Consider the following 16,620-nt stretch of genomic DNA (forward strand, 5'->3'; position numbering starts at 1 on the left):
TCCGAGTTCAGAGGCTCAACTTCCGAGTTATAAGCTTGAATGTTGCTGTTTTTGTTTGAATATGACACCGCCCAAGATCCCCGACTTCTTGAATAAGTTGGGGATCTAAATCTAGCTTAAGCTGCTACACTCAACCCAACTTTGACAATCACGTCATTGTAATCCTTATCGCCAAGATAAGGTAAATCCTCAAAGCCAAAAACATTATCACCTAACAAAGGAATATGGTCACTCTTGTCGGAATTAGCACCCAAGAAAGGGAAATAAACCGCCGGATCATTACTAGTATTACTATCTAGCAAAGCATCACGTCTACCATTGACAATAATAAATGGGACAAAAATTCCCCCACCAGAAAAAGAGCTAGTAGAAGTGGCGGTGGCTTGATTATTCACTGTCAGGACTTACGCAAAAATCGCCGAAAAGCTTAATTTATCGAACCGCCAAGACGCCAAGAACACCAACTCTTAGAGAGGCTTTGCCAACGCGCAGCGTCTCGTAGAGAAAAAATCGTAGAGCGTGTGTAAGTCCTAACTGTTAAATTAATATCTGCAATCCGTTGATTCACAGCAGCTTGGACATAACCAGCTTGTCCAACCAGAAGATCAGCTACACCATCATTAGGCAAAAGTAAAAAGACAAAACAGAACTTATTAAGTCTTTCTTCTCTTTTTACTTTTACCTTCTAACTTACTAGCTCCTATTAATCATTGCTATTTTTGAATTTACGTTGTAATTGTTTTAGCGATTGATACATATCTGGTAGGCGACCATAAACAGCAGATACCTTGAGATATAGTTTGTAAGGAAGGGCTGGAGTTCCGCAGACAATTTCTCCTGGTGCAACATCATTGTGAATTCCAGTTTGAGCAGATGTCATTGCCCCATCTCCCATCTTCACTTGATTAACTATTCCTGTTTGTCCAGCTAAAATAACGCGATTTCCCAGTTGAACTCCTCCCGCCATGCCAACCTGACCTGCGATCGCACAGCCAGAACCAATTTTGCAACCATGACCTATTTGCACTAAACTATCAATTACTGTATTGCGACCTACTCGTGTTTCTCCGACTGCTGGGCGGTCAATGCCACTGTTACAGCCAACTTCCACGCCATCTTCTAAAACTGTATAGCCGGATTGTTCCATTTTGAACCAACCAGTCTGGGTAGGAACAAAACCAAAGCCTTCTGCACCGATGACAGCACCACTGTGAATCACACAATCTGCACCGATGCGGGTGCGTTCGTGGATGGTACAGTTGGCGTGTAAGGTAGTGCGATCGCCTATTTTGGCATCTGGATAAATCACCACATTCGGATGGATAATTGCGCCATCGCCAATTTCTACTCTTTGTTGAATCACAGCATGGGGGCCAATGTAAACATCATTACCAACTTTTGCCGTAGAGTGAATCACAGCAGTAGGATGAATTTCTGGGATGGGACGATATGGTTGGTAAAAAAGTGCGATCGCTTTGGCAAACAACAGTCGCGGATCTGAGGTGGCTATCCAGACAATACCTCTCTGGTGTGCAACCACCTGTAATTTTTCATCTTGGGGCAAAATTAAAGCACTAGCATCAGTCTTACCAATAAAAGACCCGAATTTTGCCCCTTCTACGTAGCTGAGAGTACCGTTGCTAGCTTCATCAATAGCTGCTACCCCTGTAATTTCTGGGTCATGGTCTGGGTTGCTAGTCAGGCTATGATTGGTAGCGGCATCACCAAATTGGCGGAGAATTTCGCTGAATTTCATTGTTGGGTGTATTCAAAATTGATCTACAAAGGATGGTAGCTTTATTTTTGCCGCTTTGTAGTAGCCAGATAATTAGTAAACCTATAGCAAAAATACTTGAACCGCCAGTGACTCAAGTCCCTGGCTAATAGCAAAAGTCCGTTTCAATAAGGACTTTACTGCTTACTACTAACTCTCTTAAACTGTCATAATCCCTGTGGTGGAGTACTAGTACAGCAAGGCGGAAGTCAAAAGTCAAAAATCAAAAGTCAAAAGTATTATGGAATAAGCTATGCAGGGATTTTAGATGGTTACTCTATTTACGCCGTGGCGTACTAGTAGTCTGTTTCATTAATTTTGATAGGTAAATCAGTTTTTAAATTTCTCTTCTTACCTCTTTCTTCTCTGCGAGACGCTGCGCGTTGGCAAAGCCTCTCTAAGAGTTGGCGTACTTCGCGTCTTCTCTACGAGACGCGAAGTGCGAACGCGGCTCGTTCTCTTACCCCGCAAAATTAATGGGACAGACCATTAGTACAGCACGGAGGAAGTAAACCACCCATCCCAAATCAATGAAACTCTTGCGATATAAGAATTACGAATTACGAATTAGTCGCCATTGCTATCCCTGCTAAATACCCGGTTGTCCAAGCACTTTGGAAGTTAAACCCACCAGTAATGCCATCAATATCTAAGATTTCTCCGGCAAAATAAAGACCAGGAACTAACCTACTTTCCATCGTTTTAAAGTTGACTTCTTTGAGGTTGACACCTCCACAGGTAACAAATTCTTCTTTAAAGGCTCCTTTGCCACTGATTAAGTATTGTCCCTGGGTAAGTTCTTGCAAGAGTTTATTTAAGGTTTTACTAGATATTTCTGCCCAACGGTCTTCTGTGGTAATGCCTGCACGGGCAATGATATATTGCCAGAGACGATGGGGTAGATCAACGCCGCGATGTAATGCGATCGCTTTCTTTCCCCATTCATCTTTAACTGCTAAAACTTTTTCTCGCACAAGTTCATGTTGCAATTGGGGCAGCCAATTAATCAATAATGTGGCTTGATAGCGCCTTTGGTGCAGAACTCTCGCACCCCAAGCAGAAAGCTTCAAAACAGCCGGGCCACTCAAACCCCAGTGGGTAATTAGTAATGGGCCAGTTTGTTGTAATTGGGATTTTCCGCCCAGAGATAACTGCAATTGCACAGGGTTAACGCTAACTCCAGCTAAAGCCCGCAATTGAGGATCGGCAATGTTAAAGGTAAACAGAGAGGGTACTGGCGCTTCTATTTGATGACCTAACTCTTGGACAATTTTATAACCCGCAAGGCTGCTGCCGGTAGCCAGAAGTAGGCGATCGCATTTAATTGAATCTCCCGACTTCAAAAGAATATCAAACCCCCCATCTGCTGCGGTACTCACTGAAGTTACGTGTGTACCGATACGGAGTTTGACACCAGATGTCGCCACCGCTTTTATCAGACATTCCACAATGGTTTCTGAAGTATTGGTGACAGGAAACATCCGCCCATCGGCTTCAGTTTTTAGATAGACTCCACCAGCAGCAAACCAAGCTAGTGTGTCTTGAGGCCCAAACCGAGTCAAAGCACCCCGCAAAGCTTTTGCACCTCTGGGGTAATTTTCCACTAACTCCTCAGGCAAAAAGCAAGCGTGAGTAACGTTGCAGCGTCCGCCACCAGAAATTAGCACTTTCGCTAGGGGTTGGCGACTGGCTTCGAGTAAAGTAACTTGGGCATCAGGATTGGCTTTAGCACAAGCGATCGCGCCAAAAAATCCTGCTGCCCCACCCCCAATAACTACGATTCGTAACGGTAGCAAGTTCTAAAATTTCTCAATAGCACGTACTTTACTAGGCTAGCCGTTATCTTCACTATTCAACTAGTTCAAATTGATCTTTTGTAGCACCACAAGTCGGACATACCCAATCATCTGGTATATCTTCAAAGGCTGTTCCCGACGCTATATCGCTATCTGGATCGCCTACTTCCGGGTCATATTCATAGGCGCAAACAGTACATATATACTTTGCCATGTTCGTTTCCTCTAGTAAATTGTTGGCTTTGCTTCAGTATTAAATACTTCTGGTAGTTAGTCAAAATAGGCTTAGTCATTAGTCCAAGAGAAACCACGCCCATCCAACGGCAAAGCTCAGGGCATTCCTTGGGACGTGGTTTGAATTAGTTCGATATCATTAGTTTTTTTCGCTCAGGAGTGGTGCGCTATATACCAAAAACTCTTGTATCTTAGACCAATACTTCGACTCCGCTCAGTACAAGTGACAAATGACAAATGACAAATGACAAATGACCAATGACTAAAAACGCCACCAAGTTCTCTGGACGTAACTGATAATCGCGATCGCGATCGCCCCTAGTAGCAGTAGCCAAATTATTCCACCTGGAATAAAAGTGAGAATACCAAAACCTCTCAGTACCCAGACGGCTACACTAATGCCGAGAAGGATACCGAAAATCTGGATTAATCTACGATTTAAATAAGATTGACTCACCTACTTTTCCTCTCAACTCAACAGAGATTACACTTGATATTGACAATAAGATATGAAGTTACGATAAAGTTGCAGTTTCATCAGAAATAACACGTAAAAATCGAGAGATGCTATCCAAACGTTGGGGTAAGATACTTGATATTAGGTCGTGTTTGTGCCATTCTAGCTGTTAAGAACTTAGTTTTTAATTTATAAATACTGCTATTATCAAGTCTACTTAAATATTGATTGTGTTAATTGTGATAAGAACTACAGTTTTTCCAGTAATATAACTGAAATAATTACCAAAAAGTCTCTGTTACTGTAAAGCATAGGCATTACACTGGAACTAAAATTTAATGGGTTGGATCTAAATCAAGTTTTATGGCTTGTAGTTTCAGCTCTATTTAGGTGGATGAGTTGAGGAGTAACTAAAATCATTATGTCTGTGTCTCATATCTCAGACTCAATTATTGCAGGTTCAGATATGGCTTGGAGTCAAGACAAGCAAAAGTTGCTGGTACAGGGTGAAATTTTAATAGAAACGCGATCGCACAAAACCTGGGGTGGCGCGGTGACAGCTTGGATGTATGTGCCGATGGTGCGATCGCAAGTCTGGCAGCAATTAACTGATTACCCCCGGTGGGTGCAATATTTCCCCGATATCACTAAAAGCGAGATATCACACAAAGGTGAAGTCAAACGCTTGTATCAAGCAGCACAAAAAGCCTTTTTCTTTTTCACGGCTCAAGTTGAAATTTACCTCAACGTTGTAGAAGTGCTGGGGCAACAAATTCAATTCCGCATGGAAAAAGGGACTTTTGAGGATTTTAACGCCAATTTAGAACTAAAAGATTGCGGTAATGGTACAATGCTAGCTTATACTGTGCAAGCTACACCTCTGATTCCAATTCCATCAATTTTCATTCAACAAGCAATGAATTTAGAGTTACCTGCAAATATGCGTAAAATGCGACAAGTGATTTGTAAGGGTTAATCAATTTTAGATTTGAGATTTGAGATTTGAGATTAACTCTACGATGCATTGGGTAAGGATAAAATTAAGCCCCCCAATTTATCAGGGAGTTGGGGGAATCTTCATGGGCAAAATATCACTAACACCAAGCCTATTGATCTTTAATTAGCTGGTAAACACCTCAACGGGTAAGCGACTAAAAGAAAGACGCTCATTTTGCACATCTACAAAGATGGTGCTGCCGTCGGTGAATTCGCCGCGCAAGATGGCTTTGGCAATTTGAGTTTCTAACTCTCGCTGAATCGCCCGCTTTAGTGGACGTGCCCCATATACAGGGTCATACCCTACTTCGGCTAAAAAGTCAAGTGCAGTATCCGAGAGCTTGAGGGATATTTTGCGATCGCTCAATCTTTGCCGCAATCTTTCTACTTGCAGTAGCACAATTTGCCGCAATTCCTTCTTATCCAAACCGTGGAAGATGATGATTTCGTCAATCCGGTTCAGGAACTCTGGACGGAAGCTATTTCGCATTGCTTCCATGACTCGACGGCGCATTTCGTCATAATGGGCGTTATCCCCAGCAATATCAAGAATGTACTGCGAACCGATGTTGCTAGTCATGATAATAATAGCGTTCTTGAAGTCCACCTTATGACCTTGGGCATCAGTAACGCGACCATCATCAAGAATTTGCAAGAAGATATTAAATACATCGGGGTGTGCTTTCTCGATTTCGTCGAAAAGAATCACTGAGTAAGGACGGCGGCGAATCGCTTCTGTAAGTTGTCCGCCTTCTTCATAACCCACGTATCCTGGAGGCGCACCGATTAAGCGAGAGACGGCGTGTTTCTCCATGTACTCTGACATATCGATTCGCACCAGCGCATCTTCGCTATCGAACATATACGCCGCCAGCGCTTTCGCCAACTCGGTTTTACCCACACCCGTTGGCCCAAGGAAAATAAAGCTAGCGATGGGACGATTGGGATCGGCTAATCCAGCCCGCGATCGCTGAATTGCATCCGCTACGGCTGTGACTGCTTCTTCTTGTCCAACCACCCGGCGATGCAGTTCATCTTCTAAATGCAGCAGTTTTTCTTTCTCTGATTCCACCAACTTGCTGATCGGAATTCCTGTCCATTTAGAAATAATTTCGGCAATATCACCTTCTGTGACTTCTTCCCGTAATAGTGATTTCCCACTTCTTTGAGTGCTTGCCAATTCAGCTTCTACTGCTTCCAATTGACGATGCAAACTGGTTAAAGTGCCGTATTTCAACTCAGCAGCACGGTTAAGGTCGTAGTCGCGTTCTGCTTGCTGAATCTCTAAATTGACCTGTTCAATCTCTTTTTTAACAGACTGAATTTTGTCAATGATATCTTTTTCAGACTGCCATTGAGTATTTAGAGTTTTTTGTTCTTCTTTGAGATCGGCAATTTCTTTTTCCAGTCTTCCTAGACGTTCACGAGAAGCTGCATCGCTTTCTTTTTGCAGCGAAAGCTTCTCCATTTCCAATTGCAGAATTTTGCGATCGATTTCGTCGAGTTCTTCTGGTTTGGAGGTAATCTCCATTTTCAATCTCGCGGCGGCTTCATCTACCAAGTCAATGGCTTTATCTGGTAAGAAGCGATCGCTAATATATCGACTCGACAATACGGCGGCTGCAACTAAAGCACTATCAGAAATCTTCACCCCGTGGTGGTTTTCATAACGTTCTCTCAACCCGCGCAAAATCGAAATACTATCTTCTACACTGGGCTGATCCACATAAACTTGCTGGAAACGTCTTTCCAATGCGGCATCTTTTTCGATATGTTTGCGGTATTCATCTAAAGTTGTCGCCCCAATACAGCGCAATTCGCCCCGCGCCAACATTGGTTTTAACAAGTTACTAGCATCCATCGCGCCTTGGGTTGCACCAGCGCCGACAACAGTGTGAATTTCATCAATAAATAAAACAATCTTGCCGGTAGATTCAGTAACTTCTTTTAATACCGCTTTTAGACGTTCTTCAAATTCACCCCGGAATTTTGCCCCTGCAATCAAAGCACCCATATCTAAAGCGATTAGTTTGCAGTCTTTGAGGGATTGAGGTACATCACCTGCAATAATACGCTGTGCTAATCCTTCGGCGATCGCAGTTTTACCAACACCCGGTTCACCAATTAGCACAGGGTTATTCTTAGTGCGGCGAGAGAGAATTTGTACAGTCCGACGAATTTCATCATCCCGCCCAATCACTGGATCGAGTTGACCTTTACGCGCGGCTTCTGTAAGGTCACGCCCGTATTTTTCCAGTGCTTCGTATTTGCCTTCTGGATTTTGGTCGGTCACTTTTTGACTCCCACGAATTTGTTTAATAATATTTTTTAGCTTGCCTTCGTCTAAACCAAATTCTTGGAATAAACCTTTGCCAAAGCGGTCATCTTTAGCGTAAGCCAGTAATAAGTGTTCAATTGAAATATATTCGTCTTGAAACTCTTTGCGATATCCGTCTGCTCGATCTAGAAGTGTATCCAAGCTACGTCCCAAGTAAACAGAACTGCTAGTACCGGATACTTTCGGCTGACGTTGAAAAAATTGTTCAGTGCGATCGCGCAGTTTTTGAAGATTAACACCTGCCTTGGTGAGAATGCCAGTTGCTAGACCATCTTGTTCTAACAGCGCTTTCATCAGGTGTTCGCTTTCTATCTGCTGCTGTTGATATTGTTTCACAATATCCGGGGTATGGGCGATCGCTTCCCAGGCTTTTTCTGTAAATTGATTTGGATTAGTTGGTTGCATAGGCTTTTTTGAGGAACGTAAACGCCCAACCATGAGACAATGCTGCCCAGAGTTATCTGAGTGCCGACTTCCGATATAATCGCCCGGACGGCAGCTTGTCTTCAGATATCAGAACTTTGGGGGAACACTTTTTGGGCGAAGTGTCCATCGCATACAGAACAAGAATCAGTTTTGTTCTGATATCGTCATTGTAAAAACATAGAGGCGACTAGCTGGATCGGTCTTTACATCTTTATAGAGTAGTAGTATTACCGCTCTTGGAAAAAAAATTCCTTATTTGTACTTTCTAGGCAGTCGTGAGATGTTTAAGGCAATAAACTAGGCGATCGCCTTAAATGGTGTCAAGCCCATCTTTACTTTCACACCTGTATTGCGTAAAACAGTCGAGCGACACTGTAAGTATAATTAGCTTCATTGACATAACGAGCATAGTTCTCGTCCCACATTCCATTTGCTTACAGCCTCGGAGAGAATCATGTCACTTGATAATTTTCGCCGCCAGTTGCGTCAAGAAGCGCAACTATGGCAGGATGAAGGACTTATTGATGCCGATTTTTACCAAATACTCGCACAAAGGTATCAATTTAATAATCTAGAAACTGCCGCTCGCGATCGCTTCGTTTTTATCTTGATCGCTGTGGGTGCAACATTGTTAGGCTTAGGTGTAATTACTTTTGTAGCTGCCAACTGGCAAGCTTTGAATAGAGAAGCCAAGTTAACACTACTGTTAAGTTTATTCCTGATAACTAATATTGCTGGTTTTATTTTGTGGAGACAACCTGCAAGCAATAATATTTCCCCAAGAAGCCGAAAACGCCGCCAACAGGTCTTCGGAGAAGGCTTGCTACTTTTAGGTGCGTTGACGATAGGCGCAAATATAGCGCTGTTGGCGCAAATGTTCCATATTAGCGGTTCAAGTTACGAACTGTTCTTAATTTGGGGGTTGGCTGTTTTGCTAATGGCTTACGGCCTGCGCTTGACTTCCTTGGGGATGCTTGCCCTGATCCTAGTACTAATCGGGTATTCGATAGGATGCTTCGATGGGTACTTTGCACAAAATGATCTGACATGGGCGCGGCTGGTAATACAACATCTGCCCCTACTTTTAGGTGTAGTGTTTGTACCTCTAGCTTACTGGTGTCGTTCCCGTTGGATTTTCAGAATTGCGGCGATCGCATTTGTTACATCCTGGCAATTTCATCTCCAGTCGCTGCAAGTTCTGACATATAGAGATGCTCCACCTTGGATTGCTATAGCCGCCTTTGCCCTCCCCCCAGCATTATTGTGGAGTTATGATGACTTACTATTTTGGCGAGTTTCTTCCAGGCTATTTCAGCCCTTTGCCAGGACTCTAACTAGGGTGTTTTTCAGCATCACGTTTTACTACCTGTCTTTCCGTTGGTTATGGTCAGATCCATCTGTTGGTTATTACACTGAATTTCAAAATAATCACTTAGCAACTTCGCTACCCTTTATTGATGTGGGAATTTTCACAGTTTTAGCTCTATGGCAATGGTGGCATTTGCTACGGTCAACAAGCAACAGGGAACGTCAAGGAATAGATATCAAAACAATCTTTATTGGCAGCTTGATTGTCATAACTGCTTTATTAATCTTCGTTCATCAAGCTATCACTTTGAGTCCAGCCATTCCCATATTTGCTTTTAATGTCCTTTTAGCAGTGTTAGGGTTTGAACTAATTCGGGAAGCGCTGGAGTTAGGACAACGACGCGATTTTTGGGGTGGAGTAATATTATTAACACTACAAATTATCAGCCGAACACTAGAGTACGACACCGCTTTACTCTTCAAATCTTTAGTTTTTGTTTTGTGCGGTATTGCTGTAATTTTTGCTGGATTGTGGTTTGAACGTTATTTGTCATCTTTGCCAGTCTTATCAACTTCTGATGATAATCGGTCATAATACAAATTCTCTGTAAAGAAAGCACTAATTACTTGAACCATATCTTTTTTTGCATCTTTGGTGGTTCGTTTAATAAATATCAAGTGCATTTTTATGCAAAACTTGTGTAAAAAATTGATGAATTCAAAAAAGCCGATCGTTCAATACTCAAAACTCATTTTTCGGATTATTCCCTATGGAAACTAATCAAGCATTACCTTTGCAAAATGAATCTTCAAAAAAACCTATAGTTCTTTGGCGGTTTGTAGTTCCTCTGCTAATTCAAACAGCGATCATCTTAGCAGTACCAGCCCAATCAGTTTATACATTTGTTACAGGTAAAACAGCTATTTTGCAAACTCTACCTGTAGATCCTTACGATTTGCTGCGCGGTTACTCTGTGACGCTAAATTATCAAATTTCTCGCATAGATAATTTAAAAAAACTTCCTGGTTGGGGAGATTTGGTGAAGCAAAATCCTGCTCCCGATAAACGAGGCGAGCCTTTGGCGCAGGGAACCAACTTGTATATAATTTTGGAAGAGCAAAAATCCTCTGTTGGAATTCCTCAAGCTTGGAAACCTGTGCGCGTAAGTGGACAATTCCCAACTTCCCTAGCTGCAAATCAGATAGCCTTAAAAGGTCAATATAGTGGCTATAATTCGATTACTTATGGCTTAGAAACTTACTACATCCCAGAGGATCAACGGAACGATATTAACAACGATATCTCTAAAGCCCGATCAATCAAACCAGGACAGCCGCAACCGATAGTAGTGGAAGTGAAAGTGAATGCACAAGGTAAAGCTGTACCTATAAATATGTGGGTACGCGATCGCAAATATCATTTTTAATTCTCAACAGTGCAAGGTGTTGTTAAACTCCATCAACTTTCAAGTCAATGGTACAAAACCATCTCCGTATCTTCTCATTCCCCTGCCCCCACACAGAGTTACCATAATTCCAGGTCGTCTAGTGGATGCTAAAAATGATTGACCCCTACGACTTTGAAGATGATAACTTTGATTTTGAGGATGAGGATTTCTTGAAAATAAAACCCATCAGCCAAATGACTGAAGGGGAAAAGTTACAGAGGTTTAAGCGGTTCTTCGACAGCAGCAGCCGTGCTATGTTGCAAGACTGCCTATTTCGCATCGTCGATTACGAAGATGGTACGGGTACGTTAGAAATTCTTTGCCCTAACGAAGTTGTAAGGCAACGACTTTCCAAGAAAAAGCGCAAAATTACCAACAACATCAACACCTGCTGGAGTCATATCAGATGGTTTTCGCTATGCGTCCAGCAAGATAGTGAGTTGCATTGCCAGAAGTTTACCCGTAATGGTGATTTGGTGACATCTTGATTGGGGACTGGGGATTAGGGACTGGGGATTAGGGACTGGGGACTGGGGGATGAGGGAGCAAGAGGAGTAGGGGAAGAATAACAATGTCCTATGCCCAATGACAAATGACTAATACTTCGGCTTCTCTACGAGACGCTACGCGAACGCTCAGTACAAGTGACTAATAACAAATGACTAAAAAACAGAAATTTCCTTACCTAGTTGGTTCTAAGTGGACAGCACAGCGAAAAGTTGATGGCTGGCGGCACTTCCAAGTTGTTAACCGGAAAAATCAGGCTAAGTGGGTTTACGCCGAAATGGTTTCTGCTTGCGATCCTAAAGTCCGTTTTTGGATAAATGCCAAATTATTACAAGATAGCTCCCAGTGGCAAGCTGGCTGGCAAACATTACAGGAAATCCAGGAAATTGAAACTGAGGTGTCCTGATTTGACTCGTTCCCACTCTTAGATTGGGAATGCCCATTAGTGGGATGCCGCCTCCTTCACTGGCGGCAACCGAAAGATTTTAATAATCTTAGATAATATCTAGGAATTTAATAATTTTTTACAAAACCAGAGTAACTTACTCTCAAGCAGCAATTAAATGGTTGTGACTAGCGAGTGAAAACTGGCAACTTATCTGCGATACCTTCTCTACGAGACGCTACGCGAACGGTGAGCTACGCTAACGCAAATTCCAGTAGTATTTCCAGCATCAGGCTGCATATACCTCTCTTTCCCCTTGACCCTGCGCCCCAATGCCTTGAAAACACGTTGTCTGATCATCAGCTAATTCTATAAAAAGCATTCAAAAAAGCCGATTTGAGCTTTTTGTTTTTTGTAACTATTTTTACAAAAATAAGTAATAAAAATTGTTTATTTATGGTTTTTAGAGCTAATAAAGTCTTTAAAGCTCATAAAAACCCAAATAGATATAATTGTGATTTAATTCATCGGATAAGAGCGTTTTCCAAATTAAGAGCCACTTTCTTTTCTAGGTAATTTGCCCAATAATGACATTCACAGACCTCACGCATCGCCATCTCAGGAAAGGTGAAGGCAAATGTTTGAGCCACAAGTTTGACAAAAAGCTATAAGAGGCAAACAACAGTGAAACTAGCAGTCTACGGAAAAGGTGGTATCGGTAAATCCACAACTAGCTGTAACATATCAGTCGCCCTAGCTAAACGTGGCAAAAAAGTGCTGCAAATTGGTTGCGACCCCAAACATGACAGTACCTTTACCCTGACTGGATTTTTGATTCCGACAATTATCGACACCCTCCAAGAAAAGGACTATCACTACGAAGATGTCTGGCCGGAAGATGTGATTTATAAAGGCTACGGCGGTGTGGATTGCGTAGAAGCTGGTGGCCCCCCTGCGGGTGCTGGGTGCGGTGGATACGTAGTCGGCGAAACCGTAAAATTACTTAAGGAACTCAACGCCTTTGATGAATACGATGTAATTCTCTTTGACGTTCTGGGTGACGTGGTTTGCGGTGGTTTTGCAGCACCACTAAACTATGCAGATTACTGCCTGATTGTTACAGACAACGGCTTTGATGCTTTGTTTGCGGCTAATCGGATCGCTGCTTCAGTCCGCGAAAAAGCAAGAACTCACCCACTACGTTTAGCTGGGTTAATTGGCAACCGCACCTCTAAGCGCGACTTGATTGAAAAATATATAGAAGCAGTGCCCATGCCAGTTTTGGAAGTTTTACCTTTAATTGAAGATATCCGTGTTTCCCGTGTTAAGGGTAAGACATTGTTTGAGATGGCAGAGCAAGATCCTTCCCTAGAGTATGTTTGCGACTACTATCTCAACATCGCCGACCAAATTTTGGCGCGTCCCGAAGGTGTTGTACCTAATGATTCACCAGATCGGGAGTTGTTTTCTTTGTTGTCCGATTTTTATCTAAATCCGGGTAAACCCCAGGTTCCTAATTCAGAAGAGGAACTAGACTTGATGATTGTATAAATCACAAGTTCTCAGGATGGGGGACAATAACATGGCATTCTTTCACAGCTTTACAGGCTCATTAAAGCAAAAGTGGTTGCAATTTTTCCAGAACAATCGGGACTGGATCACGCTGCACATGCAAGTGGAATCGGTGTACACACCTGATGGCGGGAAGCGACCACCTTCTTACCTCATCCTGGGAGTTGTTAACGCCCTAGAGCCAAAACTAGCGCAGTTAATGTTGCCCTTTGCCAAACTCAATCCTGATGCTGATACCCTGATTGAAGTGCTGGATTTGCATTTTGACCCAGATTTCGCTCTTGGTAATCGCTTCGTCAACCCAGAAGTAGAGAGATTTGTAGAAGAAGCAGCTGTCATTGAAGAAAAGCCTGAAGAAGAAACTTTGACACATTCTCATACAAAAGGCTTTGCGGCGGTGGTGGTAGTTGAAGAAGTCACAATCGTGGATTCTGAGGAGCAAAGCCTAGAAATCGGCGATTTAGAGGAAACCGAAGATGCCTTTGGTGATATTTCCTTATCCAACGGACACGACTCAAAAGAAAAGTCTCTCGAAACCTCTACTTTAGAAGCAGATGAGTTTGGGGACATGGGCTTCGGTACAACAGATGCAATGGAAATCAAGCTGGATGAAGATGAGGCGCTTGGAGATAGTCCACTAAATGAGAATGCGTTTAAAGACGTGTTGTCAGATGTCTGGAGTGATGAAACAGCTTTGCAAAAAGCTGAAGAAAATAACGATTTATTGGGGGAAGAACTGCCAGCAGGCGTTTTTGATGAATCAGAAATTGCCCGTCTCTTCCCCAACGCTTAATTATTGCCCTTCCTCGGAATTTTAAGTTTTAGATTTGGGATTTTGGATTAGGAATTAGGGAAATTGTCGTCAGACAGAGGATACTTTTGTTGTCCCAGTCTTCAATCCAAAATTATCAATCGTTCGACTGAGCGAAGCCGAAGTCTAAAATCTAAAATTGCTTGACCTGCCATTAAATATCAAGGGGAGAAAAAACCAAAATGACTGTCGCTCAACAACCAGAAGCTTTAAGCTTTGAATGTGAAACTGGAAATTACCATACCTTTTGCCCAATTAGCTGCGTGGCGTGGTTATACCAAAAAATTGAAGATAGCTTCTTTTTGGTGATTGGGACAAAAACTTGTGGCTACTTCTTGCAAAATGCGATGGGGGTGATGATTTTTGCTGAACCCCGCTATGCAATGGCAGAGTTGGAAGAGGGCGATATTTCGGCACAACTGAATGATTATGAAGAGTTAAAGCGGTTGTGCTTGCAGATTAAACGCGATCGCAATCCTAGTGTAATTGTCTGGATTGGCACTTGCACTACCGAAATTATCAAAACAGATTTGGAAGGTTTAGCACCAAAACTGGAATCCGAAATTGGGATTCCCATTGTTGTAGCGCGGGCAAATGGTCTAGATTACGCCTTTACCCAAGGGGAAGACACCGTATTAGCTGCAATGGCTAACCGTTGTCCCGATAAGGCTCCGGTGGCGGAAACAGAGAAAAGTGAACGTAATGCGATCGCTAAATTGCTCAACTTCGGTAAGAAGAAAGAAGATGTCGCCCAAGATGAATCTGAGTACGTGGATCACCCACCACTGGTTCTCTTTGGCTCCCTTCCCGACCCCGTAGTTACTCAGTTAACCTTGGAACTGAAGAAACAAGGCATCAAAGTTTCCGGCTGGCTACCCGCGAAGCGCTTCACTGAACTGCCAGTACTAGAAGAAGGGTATTATGTCGCTGGTGTCAACCCCTTCCTCAGCCGCACTGCTACCACCTTAATGCGCCGCCGCAAATGTAAACTGATTGGCGCACCCTTCCCCATTGGCCCCGATGGTACCCGCGCTTGGATTGAGAAAATCTGCTCGGTGTTCGGTATTACTCCCAAGGGTTTGGATGAACGGGAAGCACAAATTTGGGCAGGCTTGGAAGATTACGTGAAACTGATTCGCGGTAAGTCTGTATTCTTCATGGGTGATAATTTGCTGGAAGTTTCCCAAGCAAGATTCTTAATCCGTTGTGGGATGACAGTTCACGAAATCGGCATTCCCTACATGGATAAGCGCTATCAAGCTGCTGAGTTGGCATTGCTGGAGAAAACTTGCCAGGAAATGAATTCACCTCTGCCAAGGATTGTGGAGAAGCCGGATAATTATAATCAACTTCAGCGAATTTATGAGTTGAAACCAGATTTGGTAATTACTGGTATGGCTCACGCTAACCCATTGGAAGCACGCGGTATTAATACTAAGTGGTCTGTGGAGTTCACTTTTGCTCAAATTCACGGCTTTACGAATGCGCGTGACATGTTAGAGTTGGTGACTCGTCCGTTGCGTCGGAATAATAATTTGAAAGATTTGGGTTGGGATAAGTTGGTGAGAGAAGAAGCGAAGATTTAGATTTGGGTTTTTATTTAGCAACAGCAAAACACCATGTTAGGGGCGAACTTTTCGGGTTCGTCCTTTTTTTATGTATGAACCGCAGAGGCACAGAGAACACAGAGGAAGAGGAGAAATTGGAATAATCAAAAATGCTAAAATTTGTATATTAGTCTTAGTTTTTTACTTCTTAACTTAATGGAAATTACAAAATTGTCTCCTCAAGGACAAGTAATTATTCCCCAATCTTTGCGGGAAGCTCATCAATGGGAAGTAGGTCAGGAATTTATTATTATTGATATGGGTGATGGAATTCTTTTAAAGCCTAAGAAACTTTTTCCAGAAAATAAATTAGATGATGTAGCAGGGTGTTTAAAATATCAAGGAAAACCTAAAACTATTGAGGATATGGATAATGCAATTCGCCAAAGTGTAGAGGAATCGTGGCATGATTGCGGTTGAGGAAATCTAACCAAAATAAAAAATTGATCCTATTTCATGGCAAAGTAGACTTGATGTATAAACCAACTTACAGCTTCTACTATTTTATCATAATTATTTTGAATATTTTTGAGATAGGGCTTTTTTGATAGCAGCCCTTGAATCCGTTTTTTCTGTTCTTCTCTGTTATTTTCATTATGTACAATAGCATTGCGGAAGTCTCTAGCGTGATCTATGACATAGTAAAATTCCTTATTTAATGGTTGAAGAGAGGAGGCTAATTTAGTGGGTGGTCTCTTCAATACAGTAGAGGATGTTTGTAAATTAACGCTGCGAGGTCGCTTATAATTAAACTTATAAAAATCATTTCCATATAATGTAACAAAACATAACTCTAACATAAAAATAATATCACTTTCTTTTAACTTCGTTAACGATAAATACGATTCCTTATTTGAATAATAGTAGTAATCATCTGTATTTCCTTTATAAGGATTATATTGATTTTTAGCAGGGTAAGCGCATCTAATTTTGTGCTTAAGAATACAGATTGTTTTACTGA

The 16,620-nt window shown here is 42.3% G+C and carries 16 protein-coding genes and 1 pseudogene; 9 read left to right on the forward strand and 8 right to left on the reverse strand.

All coding sequences use genetic code 11. The features are described from left to right. Positions 1-116 precede the first annotated feature (116 nt). The 6 genes and pseudogenes from ACFFAP_RS25105 to ACFFAP_RS25130 form a co-directional block, all read right to left on the reverse strand. Positions 117-401, reverse strand: a pseudogene (locus tag ACFFAP_RS25105) (DUF4114 domain-containing protein); the annotation flags it as partial. 26 nt (positions 402-427) lie between these two features. Beyond that, the gene (locus ACFFAP_RS25110; RefSeq protein ID WP_375513764.1) at positions 428-628 is read right to left on the reverse strand and encodes a hypothetical protein; all 201 of its coding nucleotides are present in this window, start codon (positions 626-628) and stop codon (positions 428-430) included. Positions 629-703: 75 nt separating this feature from the next. Continuing rightward, positions 704-1,756, reverse strand: a complete 1,053-nt coding sequence (gene lpxD, locus ACFFAP_RS25115) for a UDP-3-O-(3-hydroxymyristoyl)glucosamine N-acyltransferase (protein WP_375513765.1) — start codon at positions 1,754-1,756, stop codon at positions 704-706. Between the two features lie 578 nt (positions 1,757-2,334). Beyond that, a complete protein-coding gene (locus ACFFAP_RS25120) occupies positions 2,335-3,570 on the reverse strand; it encodes an NAD(P)/FAD-dependent oxidoreductase (protein ID WP_375513766.1) in 1,236 nt (411 codons plus the stop codon). A 52-nt stretch (positions 3,571-3,622) separates the two neighbouring features. Further along, complete coding sequence (gene rd, locus ACFFAP_RS25125) at positions 3,623-3,784, reverse strand: rubredoxin (RefSeq protein WP_375513767.1); 162 nt, start codon at positions 3,782-3,784, stop codon at positions 3,623-3,625. Positions 3,785-4,066: 282 nt separating this feature from the next. Then, on the reverse strand, positions 4,067-4,261 hold the full coding sequence (locus tag ACFFAP_RS25130; protein ID WP_375513768.1) for a hypothetical protein: 195 nt from the start codon (positions 4,259-4,261) through the stop codon (positions 4,067-4,069). 421 nt (positions 4,262-4,682) lie between these two features. Between ACFFAP_RS25130 and ACFFAP_RS25135 the strand changes: the two genes are divergently transcribed. Further along, the gene (locus tag ACFFAP_RS25135) at positions 4,683-5,237 is read left to right on the forward strand and encodes an SRPBCC family protein (protein ID WP_375513769.1); all 555 of its coding nucleotides are present in this window, start codon (positions 4,683-4,685) and stop codon (positions 5,235-5,237) included. A 144-nt stretch (positions 5,238-5,381) separates the two neighbouring features. Here the strand turns inward: ACFFAP_RS25135 and clpB are convergent, their stop codons facing one another. Next, positions 5,382-8,000, reverse strand: coding sequence for an ATP-dependent chaperone ClpB (gene clpB / locus ACFFAP_RS25140; RefSeq protein WP_375513777.1), 2,619 nt, complete (start codon positions 7,998-8,000; stop codon positions 5,382-5,384). Between the two features lie 475 nt (positions 8,001-8,475). Here clpB and ACFFAP_RS25145 point away from each other — a divergent pair, with 475 nt between their 5' ends. The 8 genes from ACFFAP_RS25145 to ACFFAP_RS25180 all read left to right on the forward strand — a co-directional run bounded on the left by ACFFAP_RS25145 (position 8,476) and on the right by ACFFAP_RS25180 (position 16,079). Then, a complete protein-coding gene (locus ACFFAP_RS25145; protein ID WP_375513770.1) occupies positions 8,476-9,924 on the forward strand; it encodes a DUF2157 domain-containing protein in 1,449 nt (482 codons plus the stop codon). Between the two features lie 175 nt (positions 9,925-10,099). Continuing rightward, positions 10,100-10,756 carry a GDYXXLXY domain-containing protein gene (locus ACFFAP_RS25150; protein ID WP_375513771.1) on the forward strand — a complete coding sequence of 219 codons (657 nt, stop codon included), beginning with the start codon at positions 10,100-10,102 and terminating at the stop codon, positions 10,754-10,756. Positions 10,757-10,890: 134 nt separating this feature from the next. Continuing rightward, on the forward strand, positions 10,891-11,265 hold the full coding sequence (locus ACFFAP_RS25155) for a hypothetical protein (protein ID WP_375513772.1): 375 nt from the start codon (positions 10,891-10,893) through the stop codon (positions 11,263-11,265). Positions 11,266-11,435: 170 nt separating this feature from the next. After that, a complete protein-coding gene (locus ACFFAP_RS25160; protein WP_334922417.1) occupies positions 11,436-11,690 on the forward strand; it encodes a TIGR02450 family Trp-rich protein in 255 nt (84 codons plus the stop codon). 663 nt (positions 11,691-12,353) lie between these two features. After that, positions 12,354-13,220 carry a ferredoxin:protochlorophyllide reductase (ATP-dependent) iron-sulfur ATP-binding protein gene (gene bchL, locus ACFFAP_RS25165; protein WP_375513773.1) on the forward strand — a complete coding sequence of 289 codons (867 nt, stop codon included), beginning with the start codon at positions 12,354-12,356 and terminating at the stop codon, positions 13,218-13,220. Between the two features lie 31 nt (positions 13,221-13,251). Continuing rightward, positions 13,252-14,034, forward strand: coding sequence for a DUF5331 domain-containing protein (locus ACFFAP_RS25170; protein ID WP_375513774.1), 783 nt, complete (start codon positions 13,252-13,254; stop codon positions 14,032-14,034). 200 nt (positions 14,035-14,234) lie between these two features. Then, positions 14,235-15,638, forward strand: coding sequence for a ferredoxin:protochlorophyllide reductase (ATP-dependent) subunit N (locus ACFFAP_RS25175; RefSeq protein ID WP_100901325.1), 1,404 nt, complete (start codon positions 14,235-14,237; stop codon positions 15,636-15,638). Positions 15,639-15,815: 177 nt separating this feature from the next. Then, positions 15,816-16,079 (forward strand): AbrB/MazE/SpoVT family DNA-binding domain-containing protein, encoded by a 264-nt coding sequence (locus tag ACFFAP_RS25180; RefSeq protein WP_375513775.1) that lies wholly within the window; start codon positions 15,816-15,818, stop codon positions 16,077-16,079. A 29-nt stretch (positions 16,080-16,108) separates the two neighbouring features. Here the strand turns inward: ACFFAP_RS25180 and ACFFAP_RS25185 are convergent. Beyond that, on the reverse strand, positions 16,109-16,620 hold a 512-nt coding region (locus tag ACFFAP_RS25185; RefSeq protein WP_375513776.1), incomplete at its 5' end, for a hypothetical protein.

The organism is uncultured Nostoc sp. (assembly GCF_964245575.1).
Taxonomy (GTDB): Bacteria; Cyanobacteriota; Cyanobacteriia; order Cyanobacteriales; family Nostocaceae; genus Nostoc.

Bases quoted from the DNA above. Each gene is read 5' to 3' on its own strand.
- ACFFAP_RS25170 (WP_375513774.1), top strand. From the start codon at position 13,252: ATGGCATTCTTTCACAGCTTTACAGGCTCATTAAAGCAAAAGTGGTTG.
- ACFFAP_RS25150 (WP_375513771.1), top strand. From the start codon at position 10,100: ATGGAAACTAATCAAGCATTACCTTTGCAAAATGAATCTTCAAAAAAA.
- lpxD (WP_375513765.1), bottom strand. From the start codon at position 1,756: ATGAAATTCAGCGAAATTCTCCGCCAATTTGGTGATGCCGCTACCAAT.
- ACFFAP_RS25160 (WP_334922417.1), top strand. From the start codon at position 11,436: ATGACTAAAAAACAGAAATTTCCTTACCTAGTTGGTTCTAAGTGGACA.
- ACFFAP_RS25175 (WP_100901325.1), top strand. From the start codon at position 14,235: ATGACTGTCGCTCAACAACCAGAAGCTTTAAGCTTTGAATGTGAAACT.
- clpB (WP_375513777.1), bottom strand. From the start codon at position 8,000: ATGCAACCAACTAATCCAAATCAATTTACAGAAAAAGCCTGGGAAGCG.
- rd (WP_375513767.1), bottom strand. From the start codon at position 3,784: ATGGCAAAGTATATATGTACTGTTTGCGCCTATGAATATGACCCGGAA.
- ACFFAP_RS25145 (WP_375513770.1), top strand. From the start codon at position 8,476: ATGTCACTTGATAATTTTCGCCGCCAGTTGCGTCAAGAAGCGCAACTA.
- ACFFAP_RS25135 (WP_375513769.1), top strand. From the start codon at position 4,683: ATGTCTGTGTCTCATATCTCAGACTCAATTATTGCAGGTTCAGATATG.
- ACFFAP_RS25180 (WP_375513775.1), top strand. From the start codon at position 15,816: ATGGAAATTACAAAATTGTCTCCTCAAGGACAAGTAATTATTCCCCAA.
- ACFFAP_RS25155 (WP_375513772.1), top strand. From the start codon at position 10,891: ATGATTGACCCCTACGACTTTGAAGATGATAACTTTGATTTTGAGGAT.